Source organism: Pseudomonas hydrolytica, assembly GCF_021495345.1.
GTDB lineage: Bacteria > Pseudomonadota > Gammaproteobacteria > Pseudomonadales > Pseudomonadaceae > Aquipseudomonas > Aquipseudomonas hydrolytica.
Map to the genome: position 1 here is coordinate 2,871,788 of NZ_CP099397.1, position 23,921 is coordinate 2,895,708.

Below are 23,921 nucleotides of genomic sequence, written 5' to 3' on the forward strand. Positions count from 1 at the left end.
GCTCGATGTCGTCCAACCGGAACGGCTCAGGCACTAAAGCGCTTGGGTAGAACGCCCTCGTGTGGAATCACGAAACGACACGAACCAGCTCAGGGAGCTGACTTTCTGGATGATGAGGCACGAGGTGGCCCCGCCAGTAGCTATACTCCCGACCTTTCAGAGCCCTACCAGGAGTACGCCATGAACAAAACCGAGCTGATCGAAGCTATCTCGCGTTCCGCCGACCTGCCGAAAGCCACCGCAGGCCGTGCGCTGGAGGCCATCACCAGCAGTATCACCACCGCCCTGGAGAAAGGTGACGATGTCACGCTGGTGGGCTTCGGCACCTTCTCGGTGAAAGCCCGCGCCGAACGGGAGGGTCGCAACCCCCAGACCGGCGCGACGATAAAGATCGCGGCAGCCAAGCTACCCAGCTTCCGGGCGGGCAAGACCCTGAAGGATGCAGTCAACTAATCACCTGCGACACCCAAGGGCCCAACCGGGCCCTTCCCCCCGGCACCTTCCACCTGAGCGTGGCATTCATCAATACCCACTTCATCATGCGTGGAGGCTAGGCCCTACCGCCCCTCACAGGTTCGCTCATCCGGGTATCGATACGCCCCCATGAGCAAGCCCCCACCTTTCCCTTCAAGAATGAGCACCAGGAGTAAGTGGATTGTCAGGGGCAGAAGCGGAATCAGCCTGCAGCCGTAATTTTTTCAGGTTGCTCTCGGTATCAGCAACAAGCTGGGCAGCACTGCAATTGAGCGCCTCGGCTATCCGCAAGATAACCACCAGAGTCGGCAAGTGCTCGCCGCGTTCGATCTTTCCCATGTGGGAACGCTCGATGTCCGCTAGGTTGGCCAGCATTTCCTGGGCGATCCCCCTTTCCGTACGCAGCGCACGAACAGCCATACCGAATGCCCGTGCTGGCTCAGCTTCGTAGGTTCTTGCGCCCTTGGGTCGGCCAGGCCGAACTGCTCGCTTCTGCATAATCCGCAGAAGCGTCTAGTAGCGCACCAACCTAAACCACGTTTAATTTAACTCATTCTGCTATTATCGTGGAGCGGATGAATCTGCCTGTTCCGGGAGACAGTCGTGCTGAAAAACCATGACCATGCGCCGTTGCACATTGCCGTTTCCCACAATGCACTACTCGCCCCCCTTGGGGCGCTACTGGCAAAGCAACGGGCCGAAGAACCTGAAACCCCTGTCCGTATTATCGAGACAACCAGACAGGATCAGGCAAAGGGCTTGATAGAGGGCCGCTACACACTGGGGTTCTCCACCTCCGTCCTCGATGAAGGCTCCGTTTGCTCTGTGCCACTATGGCGCGACGAACTAGCGGTTGCCGTTCCTCTCCGGTCGCCACTACTGGCCTTTGCAGATATTCCCCTAGAACAAGTCGTCAGGTATCCCCTGATCCTCCTGAGCCTAGGAAGCCATGAAACACCAGGCCGACAGATCGACTCACTGCTGAAAACAGCAAAGACAGCGCCCAACGTTGCAGAGCAAGTGCAGTCCTTTGAGCTCATGATGGCCCTGATTGCCGCTGGCTACGGTATCGGCATCTGTACTAGATCCCACATCAGCGCATTACGCAGGATGGGCATCGTGATGCGACCGCTGGCCGGCAAACCGCATTACGTAACCACCTACCTGATTCAGTCTCATCGACCGCCCCCAGCCGTTGTCGGCCGCCTAATCCAGCGTGCCCATGCAGTCCAGATGCCGTGCTAAGGGGAAAGCATTCTCCAGTTGGAGAGACGCAATCAACTGTGGTCACACACGGAACCCCGTAAGCTGAGCCATCCACAAGGACCTTCCCCCGCTATCCACACCTGGGCGCGGCATTCATCGCCTCGACTTGACCGAAACCTGGGACAGGCCAAATACTGTATTTACATACAGTATTTCGGATTTCCTCTGCTATGACATCTGTGGTCGCCCTTGACCGCCTGCTTGAGGCGCGCCACGTCTGGCGCGGCCAGGCCGTCATCTCGCCATCCGCCACTCAGCCGACCGGGCATACCGAGCTGGACGCTGCCCTTCCCTGCGGCGGCTGGCCGGATTCGGCGCTGAGCGAGCTCCTCGTCGCCGCCACCGGCATCGGCGAACTGCGCTTGCTGTGGCCGACGCTGGCACGCCTAACCACCGCCGGCGAGCGGGTGGTGCTGGTCGCTCCTCCCCATCTTCCCTACCCCCAGGCTTGGCTGGCCGCCGGCGTCGATCTGCGCCACCTGGTTATCGTCCAGACAGCGGGTCGCGATGCGCTGTGGGCCACAGAGCAATGCCTACGCTCGGGGAGCTGCGGCGCCGTGCTGTGCTGGCTCAAACAAGCCGACGACCGCGCGTTACGGCGCCTGCAGGTCGCCGCCGAAAGTGGTCAAACCCTCGGTTTCGCCTACCGGCCACTGCGTGAGGCGGTGAATCCCTCGCCTGCCGCGCTGCGCCTGGCCATCGACGGCCAGCCAGCACAACTGCGCGTACTCAAGTGCCGCGGCGGTCTAGCTCCGGCCCATCCGATCACAGCCGGCGCCTGGCAGTAAAGCCGCCATGCTCTGGGCCTGTATCCTGCTACCACAGCTGGCAATGGATGGCGTACTGCGCCACCACGCCAACGCCGACGCCCCCTTGGCGCTGCTCGCCGGACCGCCGCAACGCCGCATGCTGCAAGCGGTCAGCCCCGCGGCGCGCGCACTCGGCCTGAAACCCGGCCAGTCGCTCACCGCCGCCCAGGCGCTGAGTCGCAGCTTCGCCACCGCTGACTACGACGTGGCAGCGATCGAACGGTGGCAACAGTTCCTCGCCGCCTGGGGCTATGGCTTCAGCGCTCAGGTCAGCCTGTACTATCCGCGTTGCCTGCTGCTGGAGGTGCAGTCGAGCCTGCGCCTGTTCGGCCCCTGGTCACAATTCGAGGCACGCCTGCGTGAGGAACTGACCGCGCTGGGCTTCCAGCACCGCATCACTGCCGCCCCTAATCCGGCCGCCGCACGGGTGCTGGCCAACGCCCACGACGGCCTGGCGGTGACCGACACAGGGGAGTTACGCCAGATACTGAACTCGCAGCCGGTGGATCGCCTCGGCCTGCCCCATGAAGTGGCAACATCGTTCTCCCGTATGGGCCTGCGCCACCTGCGACAGGTGCTCGCCCTACCCCGCGACAGCCTGGCGAAGCGCTTTCCCGCCGAGGTGCTGGTTCACCTCGACACGCTGCTCGGTAACCGGCCACTGGCCTTGGACTTCTACCAGCCGCCAGACGTGTTCGACGCGCGGATCGAGCTGAACTACGAGGTCGAGTCGCACCAGGCCCTGCTGTTCCCGCTGCGACGCCTGACCGCCGACCTCGCCGCCTATCTGACCGGACGTGACAGCGGCGTGCAGCGCTTCGCCCTGCACCTGGAACACCGTGACTTGGCCGACAGCGAGGTGCAAGTCGGTCTGCTGGCCGCCGAGCGCGACGCGGCCATGCTCTTCGAGTTGACCCGCGGCCGTCTGGAACAGGTGAAGCTGCCTGCCCCCGTGCAGGCCATACGTCTGGTGGCACTCGAGTTGCCGACCTTCACCCCGGAACGCCGCCAACTGTTCGATGAGCGCCCCCAGCAGTCACTCCCCTGGGAGCAGCTGCGCGAGCGCCTGCGCGCCCGTTTGGGAGACGATGCCGTGCAGGGGCTCGGCGCTCGTGCCGACCACCGCCCCGAACACGCCTGGCAGCTCGGCGAACACCGGCAAGGCGGCCCGCTGCCCGTTACAGGCCCACGACCCGGCTGGCTGTTGGCCGAACCACAACCGCTGCACGAAGCCTCTCTGCGCATTCTCTCGGGACCTGAGCGTATCGAGTCCGGCTGGTGGGATGGCGACGACGTGCGCCGCGATTACTACCTAGTGGAGACCCGCACCGGCCAACGAGGCTGGGCCTTCCGCACCGTCGACGATGAGGGGCCACTGCTGCTGCACGGCTGGTTCGCATGAACAGCTACGCCGAGCTGCGCTGCCTGTCCAACTTCAGCTTTCAGCGTGGCGCCTCCAGCGCCCGCGAGCTGTTCGAGCGCGCCGCACGTCTAGGCTACTGCGCCCTCGCGATCACCGACGAATGCACGCTGGCCGGCATCGTCCGCGCCTGGCAGGCCTCGAAAGACACGGGTGTGCCACTGATCGTCGGCAGCGAGGTGAAGATCGAGGACGGCCCGAAACTGGTTCTGCTGGCCGAGAACCTTGCCGGCTACCAGACATTGTGCCGGCTGATCACCCTGGCCCGACGCCGCGCAGAGAAAGGCTCCTACCACCTGCTGCGCGAGGATCTGGAGGTACCGTCGGATGGCTTGCTGGCGATCTGGCTGCCGGAGGACGATGCCCGGAACGCTCCCTGGCTGCGCGAGCGCTTTCCTGAGCGGCTTTGGCTCGGCATCGAGCTACATCGCGGCCCGGACGATGCCGCGCGGCTGCGCCGGTTGCTTGACCTGGCTGGAGCCCTCGACCTGCCGCCGGTGGCCTGCGGCGACGTGCATATGCACGCTCGTGGCCGGCGTGCCCTGCAGGACTGCATGACCGCTATCCGCCACCACTTGCCGGTGGCTGAGTCCGGCGCGTATCTGTTCCCCAACGGCGAGCGCCATCTGCGCCGACGTGAAGAACTGGCCGAGCTGTATCCACCGGAACTGCTCGCCGAAACGCTGCGCATCGCCGAACGCTGCACCTTCGATCTCGGCCAGCTGCGCTACCACTACCCGCACGAGCTGGTGCCCACCGGCCATGACGCGGCCTCCTGGCTGCGCGCGCTGGTGGAGCAAGGCGCATGCTCACGCTGGCCGAAGGGCATGCCCTCAGAAGTGCGCGCGCTGATTGAGCACGAGCTGACGCTCATCACGGAGCTGGGCTACGAGAGCTACTTCCTCACCGTCCATGACATCGTTCGCTTCGCCCGCGAACAGGGCATCCTCTGCCAAGGGCGCGGGTCGGCGGCAAACTCCACGGTGTGCTTTGCGCTAGGCGTCACGGAACTCGATCCCACGCACAGCAAGCTGCTGTTCGAACGCTTCCTCTCCCGCGAGCGCAACGAGCCACCGGACATCGACGTGGATTTCGAGCACGAGCGCCGCGAGGAAGTTATCCAGTACGTGTTTCGCCGCTACGGCCGGGGGCGCGCTGCGCTCACCGCTGTGGTCAGCACCTATCACGGCGCTGGCGCGGTACGAGACGTGGCCAAGGCGCTCGGCCTGCCACCGGATCAGATCAACGCGCTGGCCGACTGCTGCGGGCGCTGGAGTGACCACGCGCCATCCGCTGAACGCCTGGCCGAAGCGGGCTTCGACGCCGACAACCCGCTGCTGCGCCGCGTGCTGGCGCTGACCGGCGAGCTGATCGGTTTCCCCCGCCATCTGTCGCAGCATCCAGGCGGTTTCGTGATCTCTGAGCATCCGTTGGAGACCCTGGTGCCGGTGGAGAACGCAACCATGGCCGAGCGCACCGTGATTCAGTGGGACAAGGACGACCTCGATCTGGTCGGTCTGCTCAAGGTCGATGTGCTGGCCCTCGGCATGCTCAGCGCGTTGCGCCGGAGCTTCGACCTGATCGGCCGATACCGCGGTATGCGCTGGACACTGGCGACCCTGCCCCAGGAGGATCGAGCGACCTACGACATGATCAGCCGCGCCGACACCATCGGCGTGTTCCAGATCGAGTCGCGAGCACAGATGGCCATGCTTCCGCGCCTGCGCCCGAAGACCTTCTACGACCTGGTGATCCAGGTGGCCATCGTCCGCCCCGGCCCCATCCAGGGTGACATGGTGCATCCCTACCTGCGTCGGCGAAACGGCGAGGAGCCGGTGGCCTACCCGTCCGAAGAGTTGCGCCCGGTATTCGAGCGCACCCTCGGCGTGCCACTTTTCCAGGAGCAGGTGATGGAGCTGGCGATCGTCGCCGCCAACTACACGCCGGGCGAGGCCGACGAATTGCGCCGCAGCATGGCCGCCTGGAAGCGTCACGGCGGTCTGGAACCACACCGCCAGCGGCTGACGTCGCGGATGCTCGAAAAGGGTTACACGCCGGAATTCACCGAGCGCATTTTCCGGCAGATCGAGGGCTTCGCCAGCTACGGCTTTCCCGAATCGCACGCCGCCAGCTTCGCCCTGCTCACCTACGCCAGCTGCTGGCTGAAATGCCACGAACCGGCAGCCTTCGCCTGCGCGCTGATCAACAGCTGGCCGATGGGTTTCTATAGCCCCGACCAGGTGCTGCAGGATGCCCGTCGACACGGTATCGAGGTTCGGCCAGCGGATATCCGCTACAGCGATTGGGACTGCACGCTGGAGCCATGCGGCAAAGAGCAGCCGGCGATCCGCCTGGGCCTGCGCTTGATCCGGGGACTGAGCGAGGGGGTTGCGCGGCGCATCGAGACGGCCCGCCATGCCGGCCCCTTCATCGATGTCCAGAATCTCAGCCAGCGTGCCGAACTGGATGCCCGAGCCCGCGAGCAACTGGCCGACGCCGGCGCCTTACGCGGTCTCGCCGGCCACCGCTACCGCGCGCGCTGGGCAGTCGCCGGCGTCGAGCCGCAACTGCCGCTGTTCGCCGGCCTGGCCGCGCCCAACGAGGCATCGGTAGAACTACCGCTGCCCTCGGTCGGCGAGGATTTGCTCACCGACTACGCGACCCTGGGCACCACGCTGGGCCCTCATCCCCTGGCGCTATTGCGCCGTCAGCTCAAAGCGCAGCGCTGTCGCAGCTCACGCGAGCTGTCGGAGGTGGAACCCGGGCGTCCGGTCAGCGTTGCCGGCTTGGTGATCGGTCGCCAGCGCCCACAAACTGCCAGCGGGGTGATCTTCGTCACCCTCGAAGACGAATTCGGGCTGGTCAACGTGGTGGTCTGGCACGACCTGGCTGAACGCCAGCGGCGGGTGCTGGTGCAGTCGCAGATGCTACGTATCGACGGCCATCTGGAAGCAGCCGATGGAGTACGTCACGTGATCGCCGGCCGCCTCACCGACCTCACTCCGCTGCTGACCGGCCTGGATATACGCAGCCGGGATTTTCGCTAAGCACCGGCCCTGACTCAGAGGTATCCCCGGCACCTGGTTACTCAACGGATAAAGCCGGCACCATAGGTATAGCCCCCGGATCTTGCATTGCTGCCACCAAAAGACCAAACAAGAAATTGGACATTGTTGGGTTCCAAATATCGTTGTGGTCACCAATCACTGTGGCATCGGTTCGGACATTGGCAATTGGAAATCTCTTGGGAATATATCCCTCCACGGCGGGTCCCCGCGCAAGATAGTGCTCGTCAACGACGTACCTGCAATCCCCGCGCACATCACACCGTGTTAGAACCACTGATGCCGCATCGTTATGACCTGGGAAGCAACTGCTCGCTGGCTTATTCAATGCTTCGAGAAGAGAATCGCCACCCTCGTCCGCAAGAGAGTTACTGCCCTCTTGCCGATCATCACACTTACCCGCAGTTAACTGATGTGTAACGTAAGGCACATAGTGCCCAATGGCAGTTGTATTGAGGGCTCTCGACGGGCCTTCCGGATATCGTTGAAACAGCGTTCCCAAGTGCCGCCCCCCAGGAAACGCGTATCGGGTAGCCCAGTCTGCGGTCGTTGTTACCACTACAAGTCTCGGCGGCAAATCAGGGGGATATTCATATGACCTGGCAAGCGCATACAGAGGTGCCATGCGCATCGCTTCAAATGCTGGATTCGCCAATACAACCAAGTCAGCGACTGATCTAAAATCTTTCTTTACGAAACTCTTTTCGCCTGACGCGGAATCAAGACGTATCTGCTCAGCCAAAATTTGAGAAACTGCCGAATAGAGAATCGCACCACCGAAGCTGTGCCCTATCACCATCAAGCTGGATTCTTTATTTTTCGCCCTGATATCAGACAGTTTTCGTATCAGCTCCGATACACCACCACCGTGACCGACCGTATGCGCCGTGGACTTTCGATCCCAAAACGTCAACACATAGCTCGACCAACCAAACAGCGCATTTTCCGCATCAATAGAATCACCGCGCCACCCAACATAGATACCTACCGCCCCTTTTCCACTATGTTCTGAGGCTTGAGACACTATTGAATGAAAGTGCTTAATGTCCCCATCCCCTGGACTGGCCGAGTGATGCCAGCCATGAACATAAACGATAACCGCCCCACCATTCTCAGCGACGGCCTCTGCAGCCGATACTCCTGCCTGCAACTGCTCGCGACTGAACGCGTTGCCGAACTCATCGTACTCGACGAACTGAACGCAATCATTGCCAGCGCTGCCGCACTCTCTCGATCTATCGAGAGAAAATGGAGGCTGCTCTGGCAGTCTCCCATCGAGGCCCGGAGGGTGGTCAGCCTCTACGCGATACGGATCAAGCTGCGTGCAGCCAACCAGAAGCGCAGCCCCCAACAGCGCCATTACATTCCTCATGCTAACCATCGTTTCCTCCGTGAGATCACACGACGCTATTATTCCGCCAGCATGAGTGAATATAGCCAGTATTCAAAGAAGTGAAACCAGAGCCGTCCATGGCTCGCCAAAATCTACGCGACCTCTCCGGAGCAATCCTTCACAAGCTCGCCACTGACCATCTGGATCATTTCAATGAGATTGCTGGATGAGACAGCTTCGATGGCAGAGCGCCCTTCCAGCGTCTCGCGGGGTTGCGACAACACCCGATAAAGCCGCCACGAATTGACATCCTCTACCTGATGCAGCACGGCACGCACCAACGCCTGCTTGAGCGGATCAAGCTGCCAGTCAGGAATCCGTTGGCCGCGGTTGCCCACGCTCAACGTCAGCAGCTTGCCGGCCTTGATCTCGCGGTTGATCTGGTCGCGTGATTTGCCGGCCAGCCTGGCGAACTGCACCACCGGCAGGTTGTGAGGCGCCTCATAGATTTCGAGCATTTCCATTCGCTCGCGCTGGAAGTCCGAAATCGCAACCTCCGCAGGTGCCACTGGCTCAGGAACGGCCGGCACTGCCGACAGGCGTTTGGCCGACGTACTGATCGCCGATGACACCACAACAGGCAACGTATCAGTTGCTCTCGAATCCACAGCCGCCCCGTCACCATCATCCAGAACCGGCATACCATCAATGCGGATGGACAGATGCGCGCTTGCTGCACATACCTCGCCCTGCTCCAGCAGGTCGAGCCGATCAGCCCAGTCTTGAACCATCTTCCGACGTGGCTCCACGTACAGGGCGTGGTTATAGGTGGCGCTTACCTTGTCAGGGTCTGCGTGCGAGAGCTGAGCATCCACCCAGGTCTTGAGGTAACCGATTTCGTTGAGCGCAGTAGAAATCGTGGCACGAATACCGTGGCCGGTGAGCAGCCCCTCGTAGCCCATACGCTTGAGCGCTGCATTCAGCGTGTTTTCGCTGATGCGCTTTTTCAGATCGCTGCGGTGAGCCAGCAGGTAGCACTGTGCAGGCTTGACCTGCGCCAGCAAGTAGCGAGCAACCTCGATCGCCTGAACAGATAGCGGCACGATGTAGGGGGGAATGTCCTGCAGCCGCTTCCCGCGCTTGCGCGCGCTGTCCTGCAGCTGCTTGACCACCTCGGCCGGAATGATCCACAGGCCACGCTCAAGATCGAACTGATCTGGCGTCGCCTGGCGCAATTCGCCGGTGCGCACGCCGGTCAACAACAGCAGCCGGATACCCAACTGCGTGGTGACCGTTCCTCCATAACGACGCAGCTTGCGCAGCAGGTCGGGCAACTCTTCCAGTCGCAGGAACGGGTTGTTGACAACGGGGGGCACAGGCAAAGCAACCACATCCAGGTCTGATGCCGGGTTGCCCTCCAACCCTTCAACCTTCACCAGGGCATAGCGGAACAACTGCCTGAACCAGGTGCGCAACTTCTCGGCAGTCGTGAACGCCTTGCGCCGCTCGACCCGGGCAATCACCTCCAGCAAATCAGCGCGGCGGACGTTGTAGATCGACATGGAGCCCAGCGTGGGCAACACGTTCTTGTCGAAGATGCGCTGGATCTGCGAGAGCGTGCTCTGCCGCCCCTCCTTGAGTTCGAGCTTGCGATGCGCCAGCCACTGCAGATACACCGATTTGAAGCTGTGCTCCGCCGCCAGACACACAGCTCGGAACTTCTGCTTCCGGTCGATCTTCGGGTTAATGCCCTTGGCCAGCAGGGCTCGGCCCTCGTCGCGTAATTCACGCGCTTCCCGGAGACTGATCTCCGGGTAGGTGCCCAGGGACATCCGTTGTTGTCGGCCAGCCCAGTAGTACCTGAAATGCCAAGACCTGCCGCCTTTGGCAGAGATGGCCAGCGAAAGGCCATCGCTATCACGGAGAGTATAGTCTTTGCCCGTAGGCCGGGCGTGCCTGATGGAGAAGTCGGTGAGAGCCATGATCGTGATCCTGAACATGAGTCAGAAGCAGATACTTTTCCCGTCGCCCCCACTCCTCCCAGCAACAATCCGGAAACCAAACCGCCCGTATTGATGTACTTAAAAAAGGACTCAATTTTCGCGGCTTGGAGTGGTTTCCAGTGGCTTTCGCTGGAACGAAAAAAGGGCCTTGCGGCCCTTTTTTCAATGACTTACAGACGTTAGTGGAAGTCTGTAGATCATAATTTGGAGCGGGAAACGAGACTCGAACTCGCGACCCCGACCTTGGCAAGGTCGTGCTCTACCAACTGAGCTATTCCCGCAGTACAACTTGAAGTGGCGTCCCCTAGGGGACTCGAACCCCTGTTACCGCCGTGAAAGGGCGGTGTCCTAGGCCACTAGACGAAGGGGACATACCCCGGAACATCAAGCAACTTTCCGGCTTCCTTCGCTCTGTTTCTGGCATTGCGCTGGAAGTGGCGCGCATTCTAGGGAGCCTTTGCAGGGTCGTCAACCACTCTCTAAAAAATTTTTAAAATCAAAGACTTCAGCCCATAAATTGACATGCCACTAGGAGCCTCGCAGCCAAGCCACTACACTCGGACGAAAAGCCAGTGCTCGAGAGGTCCCAAGCAGTGTCCGCACTCGTGATAACCCTGCTGATAGTCGGCGGCATCGCCCTGTTGATGGTGATTGCCTATATCAACCATGCCGTCGAGAACAGCAAGCTGGAAAAGGCCCGTCAGCGTGCCGACCTGCTCGACCGCATTCGTCGCTGCCAGGACATCTCCGAGCGCATGCCCGGTCAGTTGATGACGCCACAGCTGAAACTGTTGCTGACCCAGCTGCAGCTGCAGGTCAGCGAGCGTCTGCTACCGCTAGACAAGCAGAGCGCGACGCTCAAGGCCGACATCGAAACCCTTCGCGCCCAGGTTGCTCAGGGCGAATCCATCGCGGTGAAGAACCCGCCACAGCCCATCGCCAACGAAGCCAAGGCCAAGGACGTACGCTTTCTGCTGGAAAACCTGCACGCCCTGATCACCGGTTCGGTGCAGAGCGGTCTGTTGCCCGCCAATGAAGGCAAGCAGTGGATCAAGCAGATTCGCCAGATGCTGGTGCTGGTACACATCGAGTTTTTCAACACGCTGGGCCAGACAGCCCTGCAGCAGAATCAGCCCGGCCAGGCCCGTCTGGCCTTCGAGCGCGGCGTGCAATATCTGCGCAAGCAACCGGAGCCGGCGGCATACCAGACGCAGCTCAAGCGTTTCGAGGAACAGCTGGCGCGCGCCAACGCCATGGTGCTCAACAGCAATATTCCAGCCGCAGACGAGCCCAGCGAGCTGACCGAGGGCCTGAAGAACCTGGAAGACGACGACTGGAAGAAGAAGAACATCTACGACTGACCCCCCCGCATGGTCCACGCGACCAGCCGATCACCCAGCCTGCAAGGAGCTTTGATGAGCCTGACCGTCTATGGCGCCCCGCTTTCCCCCTTCGTCCGCAAGGTACGTTTGTGTCTGATCGAGAAAGGGCTGGATTACGAACTGGAAGTGGTCATGCCCTTCGCCCAACCCGACTGGTATCGCGAGCTCAACCCGCTGGGCCGGATTCCCGCCTTTCGCGACGGCGATCTCAAGCTGGCGGACTCCAGCGTGATCTGTCAGTACCTTGAAGAACGCTACCCCGAGCACAAACCGCTGTACGGCGAGGATGCGCAGCAACGCGCCAGGGTGCGCTGGCTGGAGAAGTACGCCGACTACGAGCTGGCGCCCCTGTGCACCTTCACGGTGTTTCGCAACCGCGTACTGAAAGCCACCATGGGCCAGCCGTGCGACGAGGAAAAGGTGCAGCAGGCGCTCAAGGACAAGCTGCCCAGCCACTTCGACTATTTCGAGACCACGCTGGGTGATGCGCCCTACTTCCTTGGCGAACAACCGTCCATGGCCGATCTCGCACTGGCCAGCCAGTTGATCAACATGGAGCACGGCGGCGAAACCCTGGATGCCGAACGCTGGCCGAACCTGGTTGCCCACTACCAGCGCATCAAGGCGCGACCCTCGATGCAAGAGATACTGCCGCGAGAGCTGCGCACGCTGGAGAAGATCGGCGTCAAGCGCTGATAGCCAAACGCCGCATATGCGGCCGTCCGCTTGTCGGGCGCGCCGCGCATGTATCAGCCATTAGCGGCCCGCAGCGGCGAGCCTGGCCTCTCTAGCCTTCTTTCTCCAGACGATAAACCACTTCGTCCAGGGCCTTGAGCTCGTGGCGGATGAACTTCCAGTTGCCCGCCAGCACGTCCTCGCGCTGCAGCGTCTTCAGTTGCCAGGCGGCCGCGAAATGCGCCTGCACTTCGTCGTCGCTGACGGCAAACGGCGGTCCGTCCATCTGGCTTTGCAGATAGTCCAGGGTAATCAGCAGGCCGCGGCAGGCACTGGGCAGAATCGCCGTGAGATGCGCTGCATAACGTTCGCGCATCTGCGGCGGCAGCGCGATGAGCGCGGCGCGGTCATAGAGCGCCAGGCAATCGGCGACGTCCTCCGGGCGCAGGGCGAAGAAATCACCGCACCACAGCTCCACGGCGCCGGCGCGATAGACCTGGAAGGCGCCGCGCTGAACGATTTCCGGCTGCAGCCCCTGCTCGGCGAAGAAATCCTGCACCGCCTTTTCCGCCAGTTCCACGCCGAGCACGCGATGGCCCTGCCCGGCCAGCCAGGCCAGGTCCAGACTCTTGCCACACAGCGGCACCAGCACTCGCGCTCCCGCAGGTACATCCAGATTCGGCCAATGCCGCAGCAGGTATGGATTGACCTGATCCAGATGAAAACCAATCTGATCACGCGCCCAGCGCTCCTGCCAGAAACTCTCGTGCACAGGGATACTCCTAATAAGTCGATAAAAAGGCTCAATAATTTATGCTGGAAATCGATAGATTCAGGGGCGAAGATGACAGCATCCTACTTCAGGAGCCAGTGCCATGCTGCCTTCGCTGTTCATCTCACACGGCTCGCCCATGCTCGCGCTGCAGCCCGGTGCCAGCGGCGAAGCGCTCACCAGACTGGCGGCCGACCTGCAGCGCCCCGAAGCCATTCTGATCGTCTCGGCACACTGGGAAAACGAAAGCCTGCTGCTGACCGCTGGCGAGCAGCCGCGAACCTGGCATGACTTCGGCGGCTTCCCGCTCGCTCTGTATGCGCTGCAGTACCCTGCCCCCGGCGCTCCGGCGCTGGCCGGCGAAATCGCTCGGCAGCTGAGCGACGCCGGCCTGCCGGCTGCCCTGGATGCGCAGCGGCCGTTCGACCATGGCGCCTGGGTGCCGCTCTCCTTGATGTATCCCGCAGCCGATATCCCCGTGCTGCAGTTGTCGCTGCCCAGTCGCCTCGGCCCCGAGCTGCAAACGCGCGTGGGGCGCACGCTGGCCGGGCTGCGCGAGCAAGGCGTCCTGTTGATCGGTTCCGGCAGCATCACTCACAACTTGGGCGAGCTGGACTGGCGGGCGGGACCGGAGGTCATCACTCCCTGGGCCCAGGAATTTCGCAACTGGATGGTGGAAAAGCTCGAAACGGACGACGAAGAGGCCCTGCATCATTACCGTCGCCTGGCACCGAGCGCCGTGCGCAACCACCCAAGTGAGGAGCATCTGCTGCCACTGTTCTTCGCACGCGGCGCTGGCGGTGCCTTTTCCGTGGCTCACTCGGGCTTCACCTATGGCTCACTGGGCATGGACATCTATCGCTTCGATTAGCCGCCGCTTTTCACGCTTTCCCAGGCGATCTGCGCCAGCAGCTCGCGGCATTCGCCCAGCTCGCTTTGGGTGCGGCCAGCCAGCCAGTTGCGCGCCAGATCCTGCGTCGGCCCAATCACCACCGAGGCGAAGCAGTCGTCCGGCAACGTCCTGAACAGCCCCTGGCGACGATACTCGGCAAGCGCCGCAAGTATCCGAGCAAAGTGCTCACGGTTGGCCTCACGCAGCGTATCCCCCATCTCGCCCGCTTCGACCCGACTGCGGCTGTGCAGGATAAAACGCGCCCAATCCGGGTTGGTCACCACCCAGTCGATGTAGCTGGTTACCAGCAGTTTGACGCAGGCCTCGGCACTGGCAGCTTCGGCGAACCCGCGCTGCAGCAGATCGGCATACTGCGCGGTACCGGCCAGATAGAGCGCGGCGATGATCCGTTCCTTGTTGCCAAAGTGGTGATACAGACTGCCGATGCTCGCCCCAGAGCGGTCGCGGATCATCTCGATAGTGGTGGCATCGACGCCGTGCTCGGTGAAGCAGGCCAGCGCAGCCTGCAGAATCTCGTCTTTGCGCGATGAACGGGGCATGCCAATCCTCAATGACTAGAATATTTTTCTAGAATAATTTTCTAACACTCGTATACTGCCTCGGCGCGCGCTCTTCTTCAATCGCAGCACCCAGGAGATAGCCCATGAGTCAGATGTTGCAGATGTTTCAGCAGGCAGGCGCTGCCCAGTTCAGCGCGATGATCGGTCAGGTCGCCCCCTACTTCGCCAGCATCGCCCCGCAAATGGTCGAGCTGCGCCCCGGCTACGCCGAGGTCCACTTCGCCAAGCGCCGCGAAGTGCTCAATCATATCGGTACGGTACATGCCATCGCCCTGTGCAACGCCGCCGAACTCGCTGCCGGTAGCATGACCGACGCATCCATTGCGCCCGGCTGCCGCTGGATTCCCAAGGGTATGACGGTGCAATACCTGGCCAAGGCCGATGGCGATATCCGCGCGGTGGCCGATGGCAGCGAGGTGGATTGGAGCCAGACCGGCGACATCATGGTGCCGGTGATGGCCTACGTGGGAGAGAAGCCGGTGTTTCGCGCAGAGATCACCATGTACGTCAGCCAGGCCTGAAACGACGAGGCCCGTCATTGACGGGCCTCTCGCTCAATCCAGCCGCACCAGCACGCGGCCGACCATGCCACCGGACAATATGCGCTCGATGGAGCCCGGCAGTTCCGCCAGTTCCACCTCCTGACACAGCTCGGAGAGATCGAGCTTCCATTGCAGCGACAGCTTGTCCCACATCGAGGCCTTGACCACCAGCGGCAGCTCCACCGAGTCCACGCCCAGGAGGTTGACGCCGCGCAGGATGAAGGGCAACACGCTGGCCTGGAAGGCGACACCGGCGGTAAGGCCGCAGCAGGCCACGCTGCCACCGCGCTGCAGCGACTTGACCACGTTGAACAGAATGTCGCCGCCAACGGTATCCACCGCTGCGGCCCAACGCTCCTTGAGCATCGGACGGTCGACACCCTGCTGCAGCTCTGCGCGGTCGACGATCTCGTCGGCACCCAGCTTACTGAGCCAAACGCCCTGCTCGGCCTTCCCGGTAGCCGCTGCCACCTGATAGCCGAGCTTCTTCAGCAGCACCACGGCGATGCTGCCGACGCCGCCCGTGGCGCCGGTCACCAACACCGTGCCGGCCTCCGGGGTGACACCGGCCTGCTCCAGCTTGTCCACGCACAGGGCGGCGGTGAGGCCGGCGGTGCCGAGGATCATCGCATCGCGCAACGGCAGCCCCTGCGGCCGCTTGATCGCCCAACTCGCCGGCACGCGGATGTACTGGCCGAAGCCGCCGGCGGTGTTCATGCCCAGGTCGTAACCGGTGACGATCACCTCGTCGCCCACGGCGAATTCGGCCACGCTGGAGGCTTCTACCACGCCTGCCGCGTCGATCCCCGGCGTGTGCGGATAGTTCTTGGTTACACCGCGGTTGCCGCTGGCCGACAGGGCATCCTTGTAATTGAGCGAGGAATAACGCACCCGGATCAGCAGATCACCAGCCGGCAGGTCCTCGACCTGCCGCTCCACCACTTCGCACTGGAAGACGTTGTCGGTGATTTCGCTGATCTGCAGGGCCTTGAATTCAGTCATTACCTTCTCCTCTTGTCGTCGTTCGGTAGCGCCGTGCACCTGGGGCCATCTTCAATGCGAAAGGGTCGACGCCGCAAACCCTCGATGGGCTCTTACCAGAACCGCTGCTGATTGAGTCTGCTCAGCCAGGTCAGCACGAAGCGATCCAGAGCCGCGCTGGCAGCCAGGCCGACGCGCTCCTGCAGGCTCTTTTTCTGAGCGAAATGCAGATGAAACAGTTCAGCCTCGACGGCACGCTCGGCCAGATACTGGTCGCTGGTCTTGAGCTCGTCCACCAGCAGGCGCTCCTGAGCGGCCATGCCCAGCCAGACCTCGCCGGTGGCGATTGCGTCTATATCCAGCTGCGGGCGATAGCGGGCGACGAACCCCTTGAACAGATCGTGGGTGGTCTGCAGATCTTCCTGAAACTTCTCTCGGCCCTTCTCGGTGTTTTCGCCGAAGATGGTCAGGGTGCGCTTGTACTCGCCCGCCGTGAGAACTTCGAAGTCGATGTCGTGCTTCTTCAGCAGACGATGGACATTGGGCAGCTGCGCCACCACACCGATGGAGCCGAGGATGGCGAAGGGCGCGGCGAGGATCTTCTGGCCGATACAGGCCATCATGTAGCCGCCGCTGGCCGCTACCTTGTCGACACAAACCGTCAGCGGAATGCCGGCGTCGCGGATGCGTACCAGTTGCGAGGATGCCAGCCCGTAGCTGTGCACCATGCCGCCGCCGCTTTCCAGACGCAGCACCACCTCGTCGTCGGCCTTGGCCAGCGACAGCAGAGCGGTCACTTCGTGGCGCAGGTTGTCGGTAGCAGACGCTTTGATGTCACCATCGAAATCCAGCACGAAGACCCGCGGCTTGCTTGCCGGCGCCTTTTTCTCCAGCTTGGCGGCCTTGGCTTCGGCCTTGCGCGCAACCTTGAGCTGCTCCTTGTGCAGCACGCTCTGCTCGAGACGCTCGCGCAGGTCTCTGTAGAAATCGTTGAGCTTCTGTACCTGCAACTGCCCGCTGCTGCGCCGGCCCTTGCCGCGCGTGGCAGCGAGCGCAACCAGCACCAGGACGATGGCGACCACCAGGGTCAGGGTTTTGGCCAGAAAGCTGGCGTACTCGCTAAGAAACTCCACGGATCCCCCTTGGACAATGCGGCTGCGCCCAGGCGCACAAAGGCTCAAGCATACCGACGCAGGCGGCGGGCGGCCAGGTTTGGCGGCACGAGCGGGCGCCATACGAGCAATTCAAACAAGCGTATGTTTTTTCGTTGACAGCCCCCGAGCTTCCTCATAACCTCGCGGAACTTTCAACGTGCCGAGACCAGTACGGACGTGGGCAGCATTTACCTGATTCGACATGGCCAGGCTTCATTCGGTGCAGACGACTACGATGTCCTGTCTCCCGTCGGTGTGCGCCAGGCCGAAGTACTGGGCGAGCACCTCAGCCAGCTCGGCATCGTCTTCGACCGCTGCGTCAGCGGCAGCCTGCGCCGACAGCAGCATACCGCCAATGCCGCACTGCAGCGCATGAACGACGCCCCGGCGCTGGATATCGACGAAGCCTTCAACGAGTTCGATGCCGACGCGGTGATCCGCACCCTGCTCCCCGATCTGCTGCCGGAAGAACCCGAAGCCCTGCACATCCTGCGTAACGGCGCGCAGAACCGCGCCGAATTCCAGCGCCTGTTCGCCAAGCTGATCCAGCGCTGGGTCTCCGGCGAACACGACAAACCCGGGCTGCAGAGCTGGCAGGCCTATGTCGAGCAGGTCGAGGGCGGCCTGCGGCGCATTCTCGAACAGGCCCAGAGCAAACAGAACATCGCCGTATTCACCTCCGGCGGCACCATCACCGCCCTGCTGCGCCTAGTCACCGGCGTACCGGCGCACAAAGCTTTCGAACTGAATTGGCAAATCGTCAACACCTCGCTCAGCCAGCTGAAGTTTCGTGGCAACGAGGTGAGTCTGGCTTCCTTCAACAGCCATGTGCATTTACAGCTGCTGAAGGCGCCGGAGCTCATTACCTACCGGTGAGTTCCGGCCCACTGCGGCCGCGAGGCTGCGCGAAAAACCTGAAAAGAAGGATAAGACCATGAGCGTTGCTGACATCGTCCAAACCATGCAATCCAAGTTCAACGCCAGCGCCGCTGCCGGCCTGGATCTGGTATTCCAGTTCAACATCGAAGACGGCGAGAACTACGCCCTGATCGTCAAGGACGGCACCTGCGCCGTCGAGCAAGGCGACAACCCGAACGCCAACGTGACCCTGATCATGGACAGCGAAACCCTCAAGGGCATCACCAGCGGTGAAACCGATGGCATGCAGGCCTTCATGGCCGGCAAGCTGCGCGCCGAAGGCGACATGATGCTGGCGATGAAACTGGGCGAGCTGTTCCCGGTTTAAGCCGTCTGGCTGACCTGATGCAGACGAAAACCGGAGTCCCTGGACTCCGGTTTTTTTATGGGCGCCTCGAAGTATCTGGCCTGCGCCGATCTCAGCGCACTATGGCGAGTTCGAAAGCGCCCTCGTCGGCGTGGGCATGGCGCTGCATGCCTGTCTCATCCAGCGCCAGCGGTTGCAGCGGCCGCTTGAAGGGCTTGTTGTCGAGCGTCTGCAGGCTGCGATCCTGATCAGTGGTAATCAGCAGCACGTAGCGCTCGCCACGCTCGGCGCGGACCTGCACCGTGCCTTCGATGAAGGCGTAGCGGTACCAGGTTTCCGGATGCAGTTGGTACACCGCGTCACTGACCAGGCGGGTCGGCCGCTTGGCCTCGTCGAGAAACAGCAGCGACGGGTAGACCACCTGGCGATTGGCGAAACTGCGCACGCGCAGGCCGTAGCTCTGCCGCGAGGCGGGCAGTCTCAGCGCCGCGTAGTAGCTGCGCCCCATGGGGAAATCGAAGCTGGGGGAAAAGCGATCCAGCTCCTCGAAGCGCGGCTCGTCGGCCGACAGGGGCTTGAAATCGCTGTCGCGCAGCTGGCCGCAGCAGCGCGCCACCAGCTCGCCGTAGAGCCCCTCCTCCCGCACTTCGCTACCGGCGAGCAGCGCCTGCATGGCAGCCGTCGGCTGGCCATCGAGCATCGGCAACGAAGGCTTGCTGCGCTCGAATTCGATCTGCCGGCCTTCGCTGAAGCGCACCGGTGCAGCGGTCTGGCTGGAATCGGGCGCGCGTTGCCGGGTCGGCACCGGCGAGTTGTGCATCCGCCCCTGCTCGTCGACCCAGGTGTAATAGGGGCTTTCGTAGCTGTCGCGGGCAAAGCCGCGCCCCTCCAGCACGGCCGAGTCGATGTACTCCCCTGCCCGCTCTCCGCTGGCCAGTACCTGATCGCGACCCGACGCACCGGCGACCTGGGCGCCGGCATAGAAACTGTTGTGCAGTTGGCCATTGCCATCGACCCAGGTGAAATAGCGGCGCTTGCTCTCCCCCGTGCCTGGCGCACTGCCCGGCCAGGCACCGCCGTCACCGAGCCGCGCCTGGTCGCTCTGTTCGGCGCGGCGCCTGGCCTGGCTCTGCTGCTCGGCGAAACGGCCGTCGACGAAGGTGTTGTGCACCCGCCCAAGGTCATCGACCCAGGTCAGGTAGCGGCTGCCGGCCGTGGCCGGCATCAGGGGCAGCAAGGCCAGGATGAAGATCAGACTGCGCATCGCCTCAGAACCTCGAGGTATAGGTCATGGCGAAGATATAGGCCTTGACCGTGGTTTCGATATTGAGCCCGGCATAGGGGTTGTAGACTAGGTTGTCCAGGCCTTCGCAGCTGACGTTGCAGCTGCTGCCCGCGGGAATGCTCTGCCTGGAAACGAAGTAGTTGAAGCCGACGTCGATGGTGGTGTCCTTGTCCCAGCGATAGCCCAGACCGAGCCCGTAGAGATCGGCATCGCCCACCGGCGCCAGCACGTCCGCCCGGTTCTTCGGGATGGCCGAGGGGCGATATTCGTAGCCGGCGCGCAGGGCCAGGCGATCATTGACGTCGTATTGCGCACCGACGCCCCAGCTCCAGGTATCGCGGTAGCGACGGTCGAGAATGAGGCTGCGATCGGTGGCCTTGCCACCGCCGAAGGTCTTGGCGATGCGCAGCAGATCCAGCTCGCGATCGAACTCGATCTCGAAGCTGTTCCAGTCGCTGTAGCCGACCCAGCGCAGGTCCAGGTTGAACTGCCACTTGTCGAACGGGCGCAGCTTGATGCCGGTGCTGAAGGCGTCCGGATAGGTCAGTTTGAGCGAGGCGTTGCCGCTCTCCTCGTCCGCGCCGTAGGGAAACAGCGGGCTGAGGATCTGACCGAACAGCGAGCCCTGCAGGCCGGACCAGAAGCCTGCCCAGTCCTCGCTGTAGTCGACGCGGTACTTGCCCTGCAGGTTCATGCGCGCCTCGCTCTGGTAGGTCGCTCCCCAGGCGAACCAGTCGCTGGGCTCCCAGAGAATGCCCAGGTTGTAGGTTGGCGACAGGCTCTGCTGCAGATCCAGATCGAGGTTGGCCAACGAGTCGAAGGGGCCGATCTTGCCATTGCAGACGTTGATGAATGGCCCGGTGATCTCTTCCAGCCCCGGCAGGCACAGCGCCTCGTTGAGGATTCGGGTCAGACCGGTGAGCATGCCGGGGTTGCGAAAGTCCTGGTTGAGCGCCACGGCCTGATGCGAGAAGCCGATGGACAGCCCCAGCGACAGCTCGTCATTGACCTGATAGGCCAGCGATGGCGAGAAGTAGGTGATGCGCTGCAACGACACCTGACGCCCCTGGAAACGCCCGGGATCGCTGTCCGAATCGCGCGAGTAGCCCAAGGCCATGGGCGCGTAGACGTTGGTGGCGAAGGTGAATTTCGAACCGGGCGGGTTGATCGACAGCCCGGCCAGCGGCGCCACCAGCACCGGCAGCTCGGTCATGCCGCCGACACCCGGCAGGTACATGGTCGGAGTCAGGGTACGGCTGCTGGAATGCTTGAACGGGTCATCGTCGTAACCCATGAAGCCGTAATCCTCCTTGGCGTCGAACTTGGCGCGGATGTCCATCACCCCGCTGAGCAGCTTGACCGTGGTCTGCCGCCCCTTGAGCTTGCTCAGCGCCGCGGGGTTGTAGTGCACCGCATCGATACCGGTGACATCGGCGGTAACGGCGTTGCCCATGGCCATGGCCTTGGGGTTGCCGATGGTCAGGTTGTTGGCCAGTTGCGCCTGGGCAGGCAGGACGCAGGCCGCGCCCAACCCCACCAGCAGCAGAGCCTGCAGCTTGGCTAGATGAGTCATATCAGGTTCGCTCGCTGCTTACTCGGCCTTGAGACCCTTGATATCCAGGGGCATGGAGATGCCGAGCAGGACGTCGGGCGAATCCTCGGTCATGCCGAAACCGGCATTGACGTTGACGATATTGTTCGGCGAGGTGCGCAGGCCGAGGGAGAAGTTCATCACCGCACTGGTCTGCTCCTTGCCCTCCAGGGTGGCGTCGCTGAACTTGAACTTCGGCGCCAGGTTGTGCGCCATCTGCAGGGAAGTGGCCAGCGACACGTCATAGGACAGCGCATAGGCGAAGCCCATGCTCAGCGACAGGCTCGAGCCCGGCTCGACCTCTTCCAGCAGGCGTCCGCCGCGCACCTGATCGGCATCGCGAATCGGCAGGTTGTAGGTGTATCCAAGCGAGCCGAACAGCACCACCGGATCGATCACGTAGGACAGGTTGGCGCCGACACCCAGGCTGTAATAGCCGTTACCGGTGGCCAGACCGTTGTCCAGGCTGACGTCGTACGGGCTGTCCCCGGTGGGCAGGCCGAGCGTGGCGAACAGCGTGGTGACCGGGCGCCCGCGCGCCGACGACCAGGGCTGCCAGCGAAAACTGGCGGAAATGTCGCCGAGGCTGTAGCTGCTCAGGTCGCGTTCGGTGTCGTACTTGGCCAGGAACGGCACGCGCATGCTGAAGGTTAGGTTGTCCCACACCCCGTAGTCGAAGGTGAAGGAATTGGTGAAGGTATGCTGCGCCTCGCTCTGGCCGATCACGCTGAATACGTTCTGCCCGGTGCGCACGGTCTGGATCTGCGTATCGCGCAGCAGCGCGTAGTCGAACCCGTAGGTCAGGGTGCGTTCACCCTTCTTGAGCAGGGTGTAACTCTTCTCCGCGGCCTGGAACACCTCTTCCAGCGCCTTGGCGCTGTCGGCGTCGTCGTCCTTCTTGGTCAGCGCCTCACGTGCATCGTCGACCGTAGCCTCGTCGGCAAGTGCCGGCTGCATCATCAGCGCCAGCGCGGCCAGCCATGCGTATCCCCAAACTCCCATGACGCTATCCCCAGGTCGTTATTGTTATGCCGGGTGAATCATTTGCGGCGAATGTATTGAATGTCGCCACCCGACCCCAACTGGTCGGCCTGATTGCTGGTGAACTTGGCCATCTGCGGGAACTCGCGAAAGGCCAGCAGACTGATGGTGCGGTCATCGATGATGCGCAGGTCGCGGTCGGTGAGCGCCAGGGCATTGGGTGGCTCGTTGCCGCTGGGAAAGATCACGAACAGAACGTTCTGATCCCAGATCTGTTCGAAACGCACGCGGGTGAAACTGATGTTGCCCAACGCCGGATCGGCGACGAAGACGTGGTCGTTGTAGACATCGCGCACCACCACGAAATGTTTGAAGCCGGCGTACTCGATCGGCACGATGGCCGGGTGTTCGAGCTGGGCGAGATCATCGAACCCGGCGCGAAAGCCCCCGCTCTGATACCCCAGCGCGGTGACGAAGCGCTTCATGTCGAGCAGCGAGAACCCGCGGCGCTCGATGATCTTCTCGGCCTCGCCGAAATGCAGCAGCCCTTCCATCACCTGGCGCTCTTGCAGATTGCGCCCGAGGTAGTAATCCAGCAGCATGGTCAACGCCGCGGAGCCGCAGCTGTAGTCGTAGGCCTGGCGGATGACGTTGCGAAACTGCAACTGGCTCATCGGCTCGACCATCACCGATTCGCGCAGCGGGCCATTGGGCAGCAGCGGCTGGGTGATGTTCACGACACCGGCGGGCTGCGGTTTGATGTCGACAGCCTCGGTGAAACCGTACAAACCGATCAGGCTGCCCACGAGAATTTCGATCATTGGTCAATCCGCAACTGCGTACAACGGAGCAGGAGCCCGGCCGCAGCCGGCGGCAAGGCTCCTGTGGATCAGGTCAGGCGAGGATCAATGACCCCAGACCTTGACGGTGGAGCCGGCCATGTCCAGACCGTTGATGGCCACGCCACCGATGCTGTTGGCGCCGATCTTCACCGAGTCGACCGAGACGCCACCGTTGATGCCCGGCAGGCCGATTTCCAGCTTGTTGTCCACCACGTCGATGGTCAGCGGGTTGCTTTCGCTGATGTTGAAGCCGGTCAGCTTGACGGTGTTCAGGCTCAGGCTGTTGCTGCCGTCGTCGACGCCGGTTGCGGTATCGGTGTAGACGATGGAACCGATGGTGGCATCGAAGTTACCGGCGATGCTGATACCGGCCTGACCGGTCACATCGGCCAGGGCTGCGTCGTCGAGGGACTGCATCTGTGCCTGAGCCATAAACGGAACGGCCATGACGGCGGCGGCGAGAGCGATTTTCTTCAGGGTCATCATTGTTGTTATCTCCACAGTTCGAATGGGGGTTCCCCGGGCTCTGCCGGTGACGTCCTGTCACGAGCAGCCTGATCGGCTCATGCCGACCACCAGACCTGTCACGGCTTCCCTAGTTGCGCCAGGTTTGGATTCGCGAAACGCGCTGCGCTTCGAGATGGCTAC

General features: G+C 62.5%; 23 protein-coding genes and 2 tRNA genes. 11 read left to right on the top strand and 14 right to left on the bottom strand.

The features are described 5' to 3' along the window. The first annotated feature begins 180 nt into the window (after positions 1-180). Positions 181-453: an HU family DNA-binding protein gene (locus L1F06_RS13300; RefSeq protein ID WP_065985164.1), complete on the top strand. Its 273-nt coding sequence runs from the start codon at positions 181-183 to the stop codon at positions 451-453. A 174-nt stretch (positions 454-627) separates the two neighbouring features. Here the strand turns inward: L1F06_RS13300 and L1F06_RS13305 are convergent, their stop codons facing one another. Further along, positions 628-972, bottom strand: a complete 345-nt coding sequence (locus tag L1F06_RS13305; protein ID WP_065985163.1) for a helix-turn-helix domain-containing protein — start codon at positions 970-972, stop codon at positions 628-630. Positions 973-1,077: 105 nt separating this feature from the next. Here L1F06_RS13305 and L1F06_RS13310 point away from each other — a divergent pair, with 105 nt between their 5' ends. From L1F06_RS13310 to L1F06_RS13325, 4 genes are all read left to right on the top strand, one after another. Continuing rightward, the gene (locus tag L1F06_RS13310; RefSeq protein ID WP_065985162.1) at positions 1,078-1,719 is read left to right on the top strand and encodes a LysR family substrate-binding domain-containing protein; all 642 of its coding nucleotides are present in this window, start codon (positions 1,078-1,080) and stop codon (positions 1,717-1,719) included. A 191-nt stretch (positions 1,720-1,910) separates the two neighbouring features. Next, the gene (gene imuA, locus L1F06_RS13315) at positions 1,911-2,528 is read left to right on the top strand and encodes a translesion DNA synthesis-associated protein ImuA (RefSeq protein WP_065985161.1); all 618 of its coding nucleotides are present in this window, start codon (positions 1,911-1,913) and stop codon (positions 2,526-2,528) included. A gap of 7 nt (positions 2,529-2,535) precedes the next feature. Continuing rightward, positions 2,536-3,951: a Y-family DNA polymerase gene (locus L1F06_RS13320; protein ID WP_065985160.1), complete on the top strand. Its 1,416-nt coding sequence runs from the start codon at positions 2,536-2,538 to the stop codon at positions 3,949-3,951. Continuing rightward, entirely contained in the window at positions 3,948-7,016 is a 3,069-nt protein-coding gene (locus tag L1F06_RS13325; protein ID WP_065985159.1) for an error-prone DNA polymerase, read from the top strand. Before L1F06_RS13320 ends, L1F06_RS13325 begins: the two co-directional genes overlap by 4 nt. A gap of 37 nt (positions 7,017-7,053) precedes the next feature. Here the strand turns inward: L1F06_RS13325 and L1F06_RS13330 are convergent, their stop codons facing one another. The 4 genes from L1F06_RS13330 to L1F06_RS13345 form a co-directional block, all read right to left on the bottom strand. Further along, entirely contained in the window at positions 7,054-8,415 is a 1,362-nt protein-coding gene (locus tag L1F06_RS13330) for an alpha/beta hydrolase (protein WP_129482345.1), read from the bottom strand. Between the two features lie 104 nt (positions 8,416-8,519). Further along, positions 8,520-10,349 (bottom strand): tyrosine-type recombinase/integrase, encoded by a 1,830-nt coding sequence (locus L1F06_RS13335; RefSeq protein WP_065985483.1) that lies wholly within the window; start codon positions 10,347-10,349, stop codon positions 8,520-8,522. Positions 10,350-10,575: 226 nt separating this feature from the next. Continuing rightward, positions 10,576-10,651 (bottom strand) — tRNA-Gly (locus tag L1F06_RS13340). Between the two features lie 14 nt (positions 10,652-10,665). Then, positions 10,666-10,741: transfer RNA gene (locus L1F06_RS13345), tRNA-Glu, on the bottom strand. 222 nt (positions 10,742-10,963) lie between these two features. On the opposite strand from L1F06_RS13345, the gene L1F06_RS13350 reads away from it, so the two are divergent. Both L1F06_RS13350 and L1F06_RS13355 read left to right on the top strand, forming a co-directional pair. After that, complete coding sequence (locus L1F06_RS13350) at positions 10,964-11,731, top strand: hypothetical protein (protein ID WP_012018382.1); 768 nt, start codon at positions 10,964-10,966, stop codon at positions 11,729-11,731. Between the two features lie 54 nt (positions 11,732-11,785). Continuing rightward, positions 11,786-12,448 (top strand): glutathione S-transferase family protein, encoded by a 663-nt coding sequence (locus L1F06_RS13355; RefSeq protein ID WP_129482344.1) that lies wholly within the window; start codon positions 11,786-11,788, stop codon positions 12,446-12,448. A 91-nt stretch (positions 12,449-12,539) separates the two neighbouring features. On the opposite strand, the gene L1F06_RS13360 is transcribed toward L1F06_RS13355, so the two are convergent. Continuing rightward, complete coding sequence (locus L1F06_RS13360) at positions 12,540-13,199, bottom strand: thiopurine S-methyltransferase (RefSeq protein ID WP_129482343.1); 660 nt, start codon at positions 13,197-13,199, stop codon at positions 12,540-12,542. A 103-nt stretch (positions 13,200-13,302) separates the two neighbouring features. Between L1F06_RS13360 and L1F06_RS13365 the strand changes: the two genes are divergently transcribed. Beyond that, positions 13,303-14,070 (top strand): DODA-type extradiol aromatic ring-opening family dioxygenase, encoded by a 768-nt coding sequence (locus tag L1F06_RS13365; RefSeq protein WP_012018809.1) that lies wholly within the window; start codon positions 13,303-13,305, stop codon positions 14,068-14,070. Here L1F06_RS13365 and L1F06_RS13370 read toward each other — a convergent pair. After that, complete coding sequence (locus L1F06_RS13370; RefSeq protein WP_129482342.1) at positions 14,067-14,651, bottom strand: TetR/AcrR family transcriptional regulator; 585 nt, start codon at positions 14,649-14,651, stop codon at positions 14,067-14,069. The genes L1F06_RS13365 and L1F06_RS13370 overlap by 4 nt on opposite strands. Positions 14,652-14,755: 104 nt before the next feature. Between L1F06_RS13370 and L1F06_RS13375 the strand changes: the two genes are divergently transcribed. Beyond that, positions 14,756-15,193, top strand: coding sequence for a hotdog fold domain-containing protein (locus L1F06_RS13375; RefSeq protein ID WP_129482341.1), 438 nt, complete (start codon positions 14,756-14,758; stop codon positions 15,191-15,193). A gap of 33 nt (positions 15,194-15,226) precedes the next feature. On the opposite strand, the gene L1F06_RS13380 is transcribed toward L1F06_RS13375, so the two are convergent. Both L1F06_RS13380 and sohB read right to left on the bottom strand, forming a co-directional pair. Beyond that, entirely contained in the window at positions 15,227-16,216 is a 990-nt protein-coding gene (locus tag L1F06_RS13380; protein ID WP_096826367.1) for a YhdH/YhfP family quinone oxidoreductase, read from the bottom strand. A gap of 92 nt (positions 16,217-16,308) precedes the next feature. Further along, positions 16,309-17,328, bottom strand: coding sequence for a protease SohB (sohB, locus tag L1F06_RS13385; RefSeq protein ID WP_129482340.1), 1,020 nt, complete (start codon positions 17,326-17,328; stop codon positions 16,309-16,311). A 198-nt stretch (positions 17,329-17,526) separates the two neighbouring features. On the opposite strand from sohB, the gene L1F06_RS13390 reads away from it, so the two are divergent. Next, the gene (locus L1F06_RS13390) at positions 17,527-18,225 is read left to right on the top strand and encodes a histidine phosphatase family protein (protein WP_129482339.1); all 699 of its coding nucleotides are present in this window, start codon (positions 17,527-17,529) and stop codon (positions 18,223-18,225) included. Between the two features lie 58 nt (positions 18,226-18,283). Beyond that, positions 18,284-18,595 carry an SCP2 sterol-binding domain-containing protein gene (locus L1F06_RS13395; RefSeq protein ID WP_003239871.1) on the top strand — a complete coding sequence of 104 codons (312 nt, stop codon included), beginning with the start codon at positions 18,284-18,286 and terminating at the stop codon, positions 18,593-18,595. 91 nt (positions 18,596-18,686) lie between these two features. Here the strand turns inward: L1F06_RS13395 and L1F06_RS13400 are convergent, their stop codons facing one another. The 5 genes from L1F06_RS13400 to L1F06_RS13420 all read right to left on the bottom strand — a co-directional run bounded on the left by L1F06_RS13400 (position 18,687) and on the right by L1F06_RS13420 (position 23,759). Next, positions 18,687-19,838 carry a MalM family protein gene (locus tag L1F06_RS13400; protein WP_129482338.1) on the bottom strand — a complete coding sequence of 384 codons (1,152 nt, stop codon included), beginning with the start codon at positions 19,836-19,838 and terminating at the stop codon, positions 18,687-18,689. 4 nt (positions 19,839-19,842) lie between these two features. Continuing rightward, positions 19,843-21,432: an outer membrane protein transport protein gene (locus L1F06_RS13405; protein ID WP_129482337.1), complete on the bottom strand. Its 1,590-nt coding sequence runs from the start codon at positions 21,430-21,432 to the stop codon at positions 19,843-19,845. Between the two features lie 18 nt (positions 21,433-21,450). Continuing rightward, positions 21,451-22,452, bottom strand: a complete 1,002-nt coding sequence (locus L1F06_RS13410; protein WP_129482336.1) for a transporter — start codon at positions 22,450-22,452, stop codon at positions 21,451-21,453. A gap of 38 nt (positions 22,453-22,490) precedes the next feature. After that, positions 22,491-23,252 (bottom strand): C39 family peptidase, encoded by a 762-nt coding sequence (locus L1F06_RS13415; RefSeq protein ID WP_003239864.1) that lies wholly within the window; start codon positions 23,250-23,252, stop codon positions 22,491-22,493. 84 nt (positions 23,253-23,336) lie between these two features. Then, on the bottom strand, positions 23,337-23,759 hold the full coding sequence (locus tag L1F06_RS13420) for a DUF6160 family protein (protein WP_003239862.1): 423 nt from the start codon (positions 23,757-23,759) through the stop codon (positions 23,337-23,339). Between the last annotated feature and the right edge of the window lie 162 nt (positions 23,760-23,921).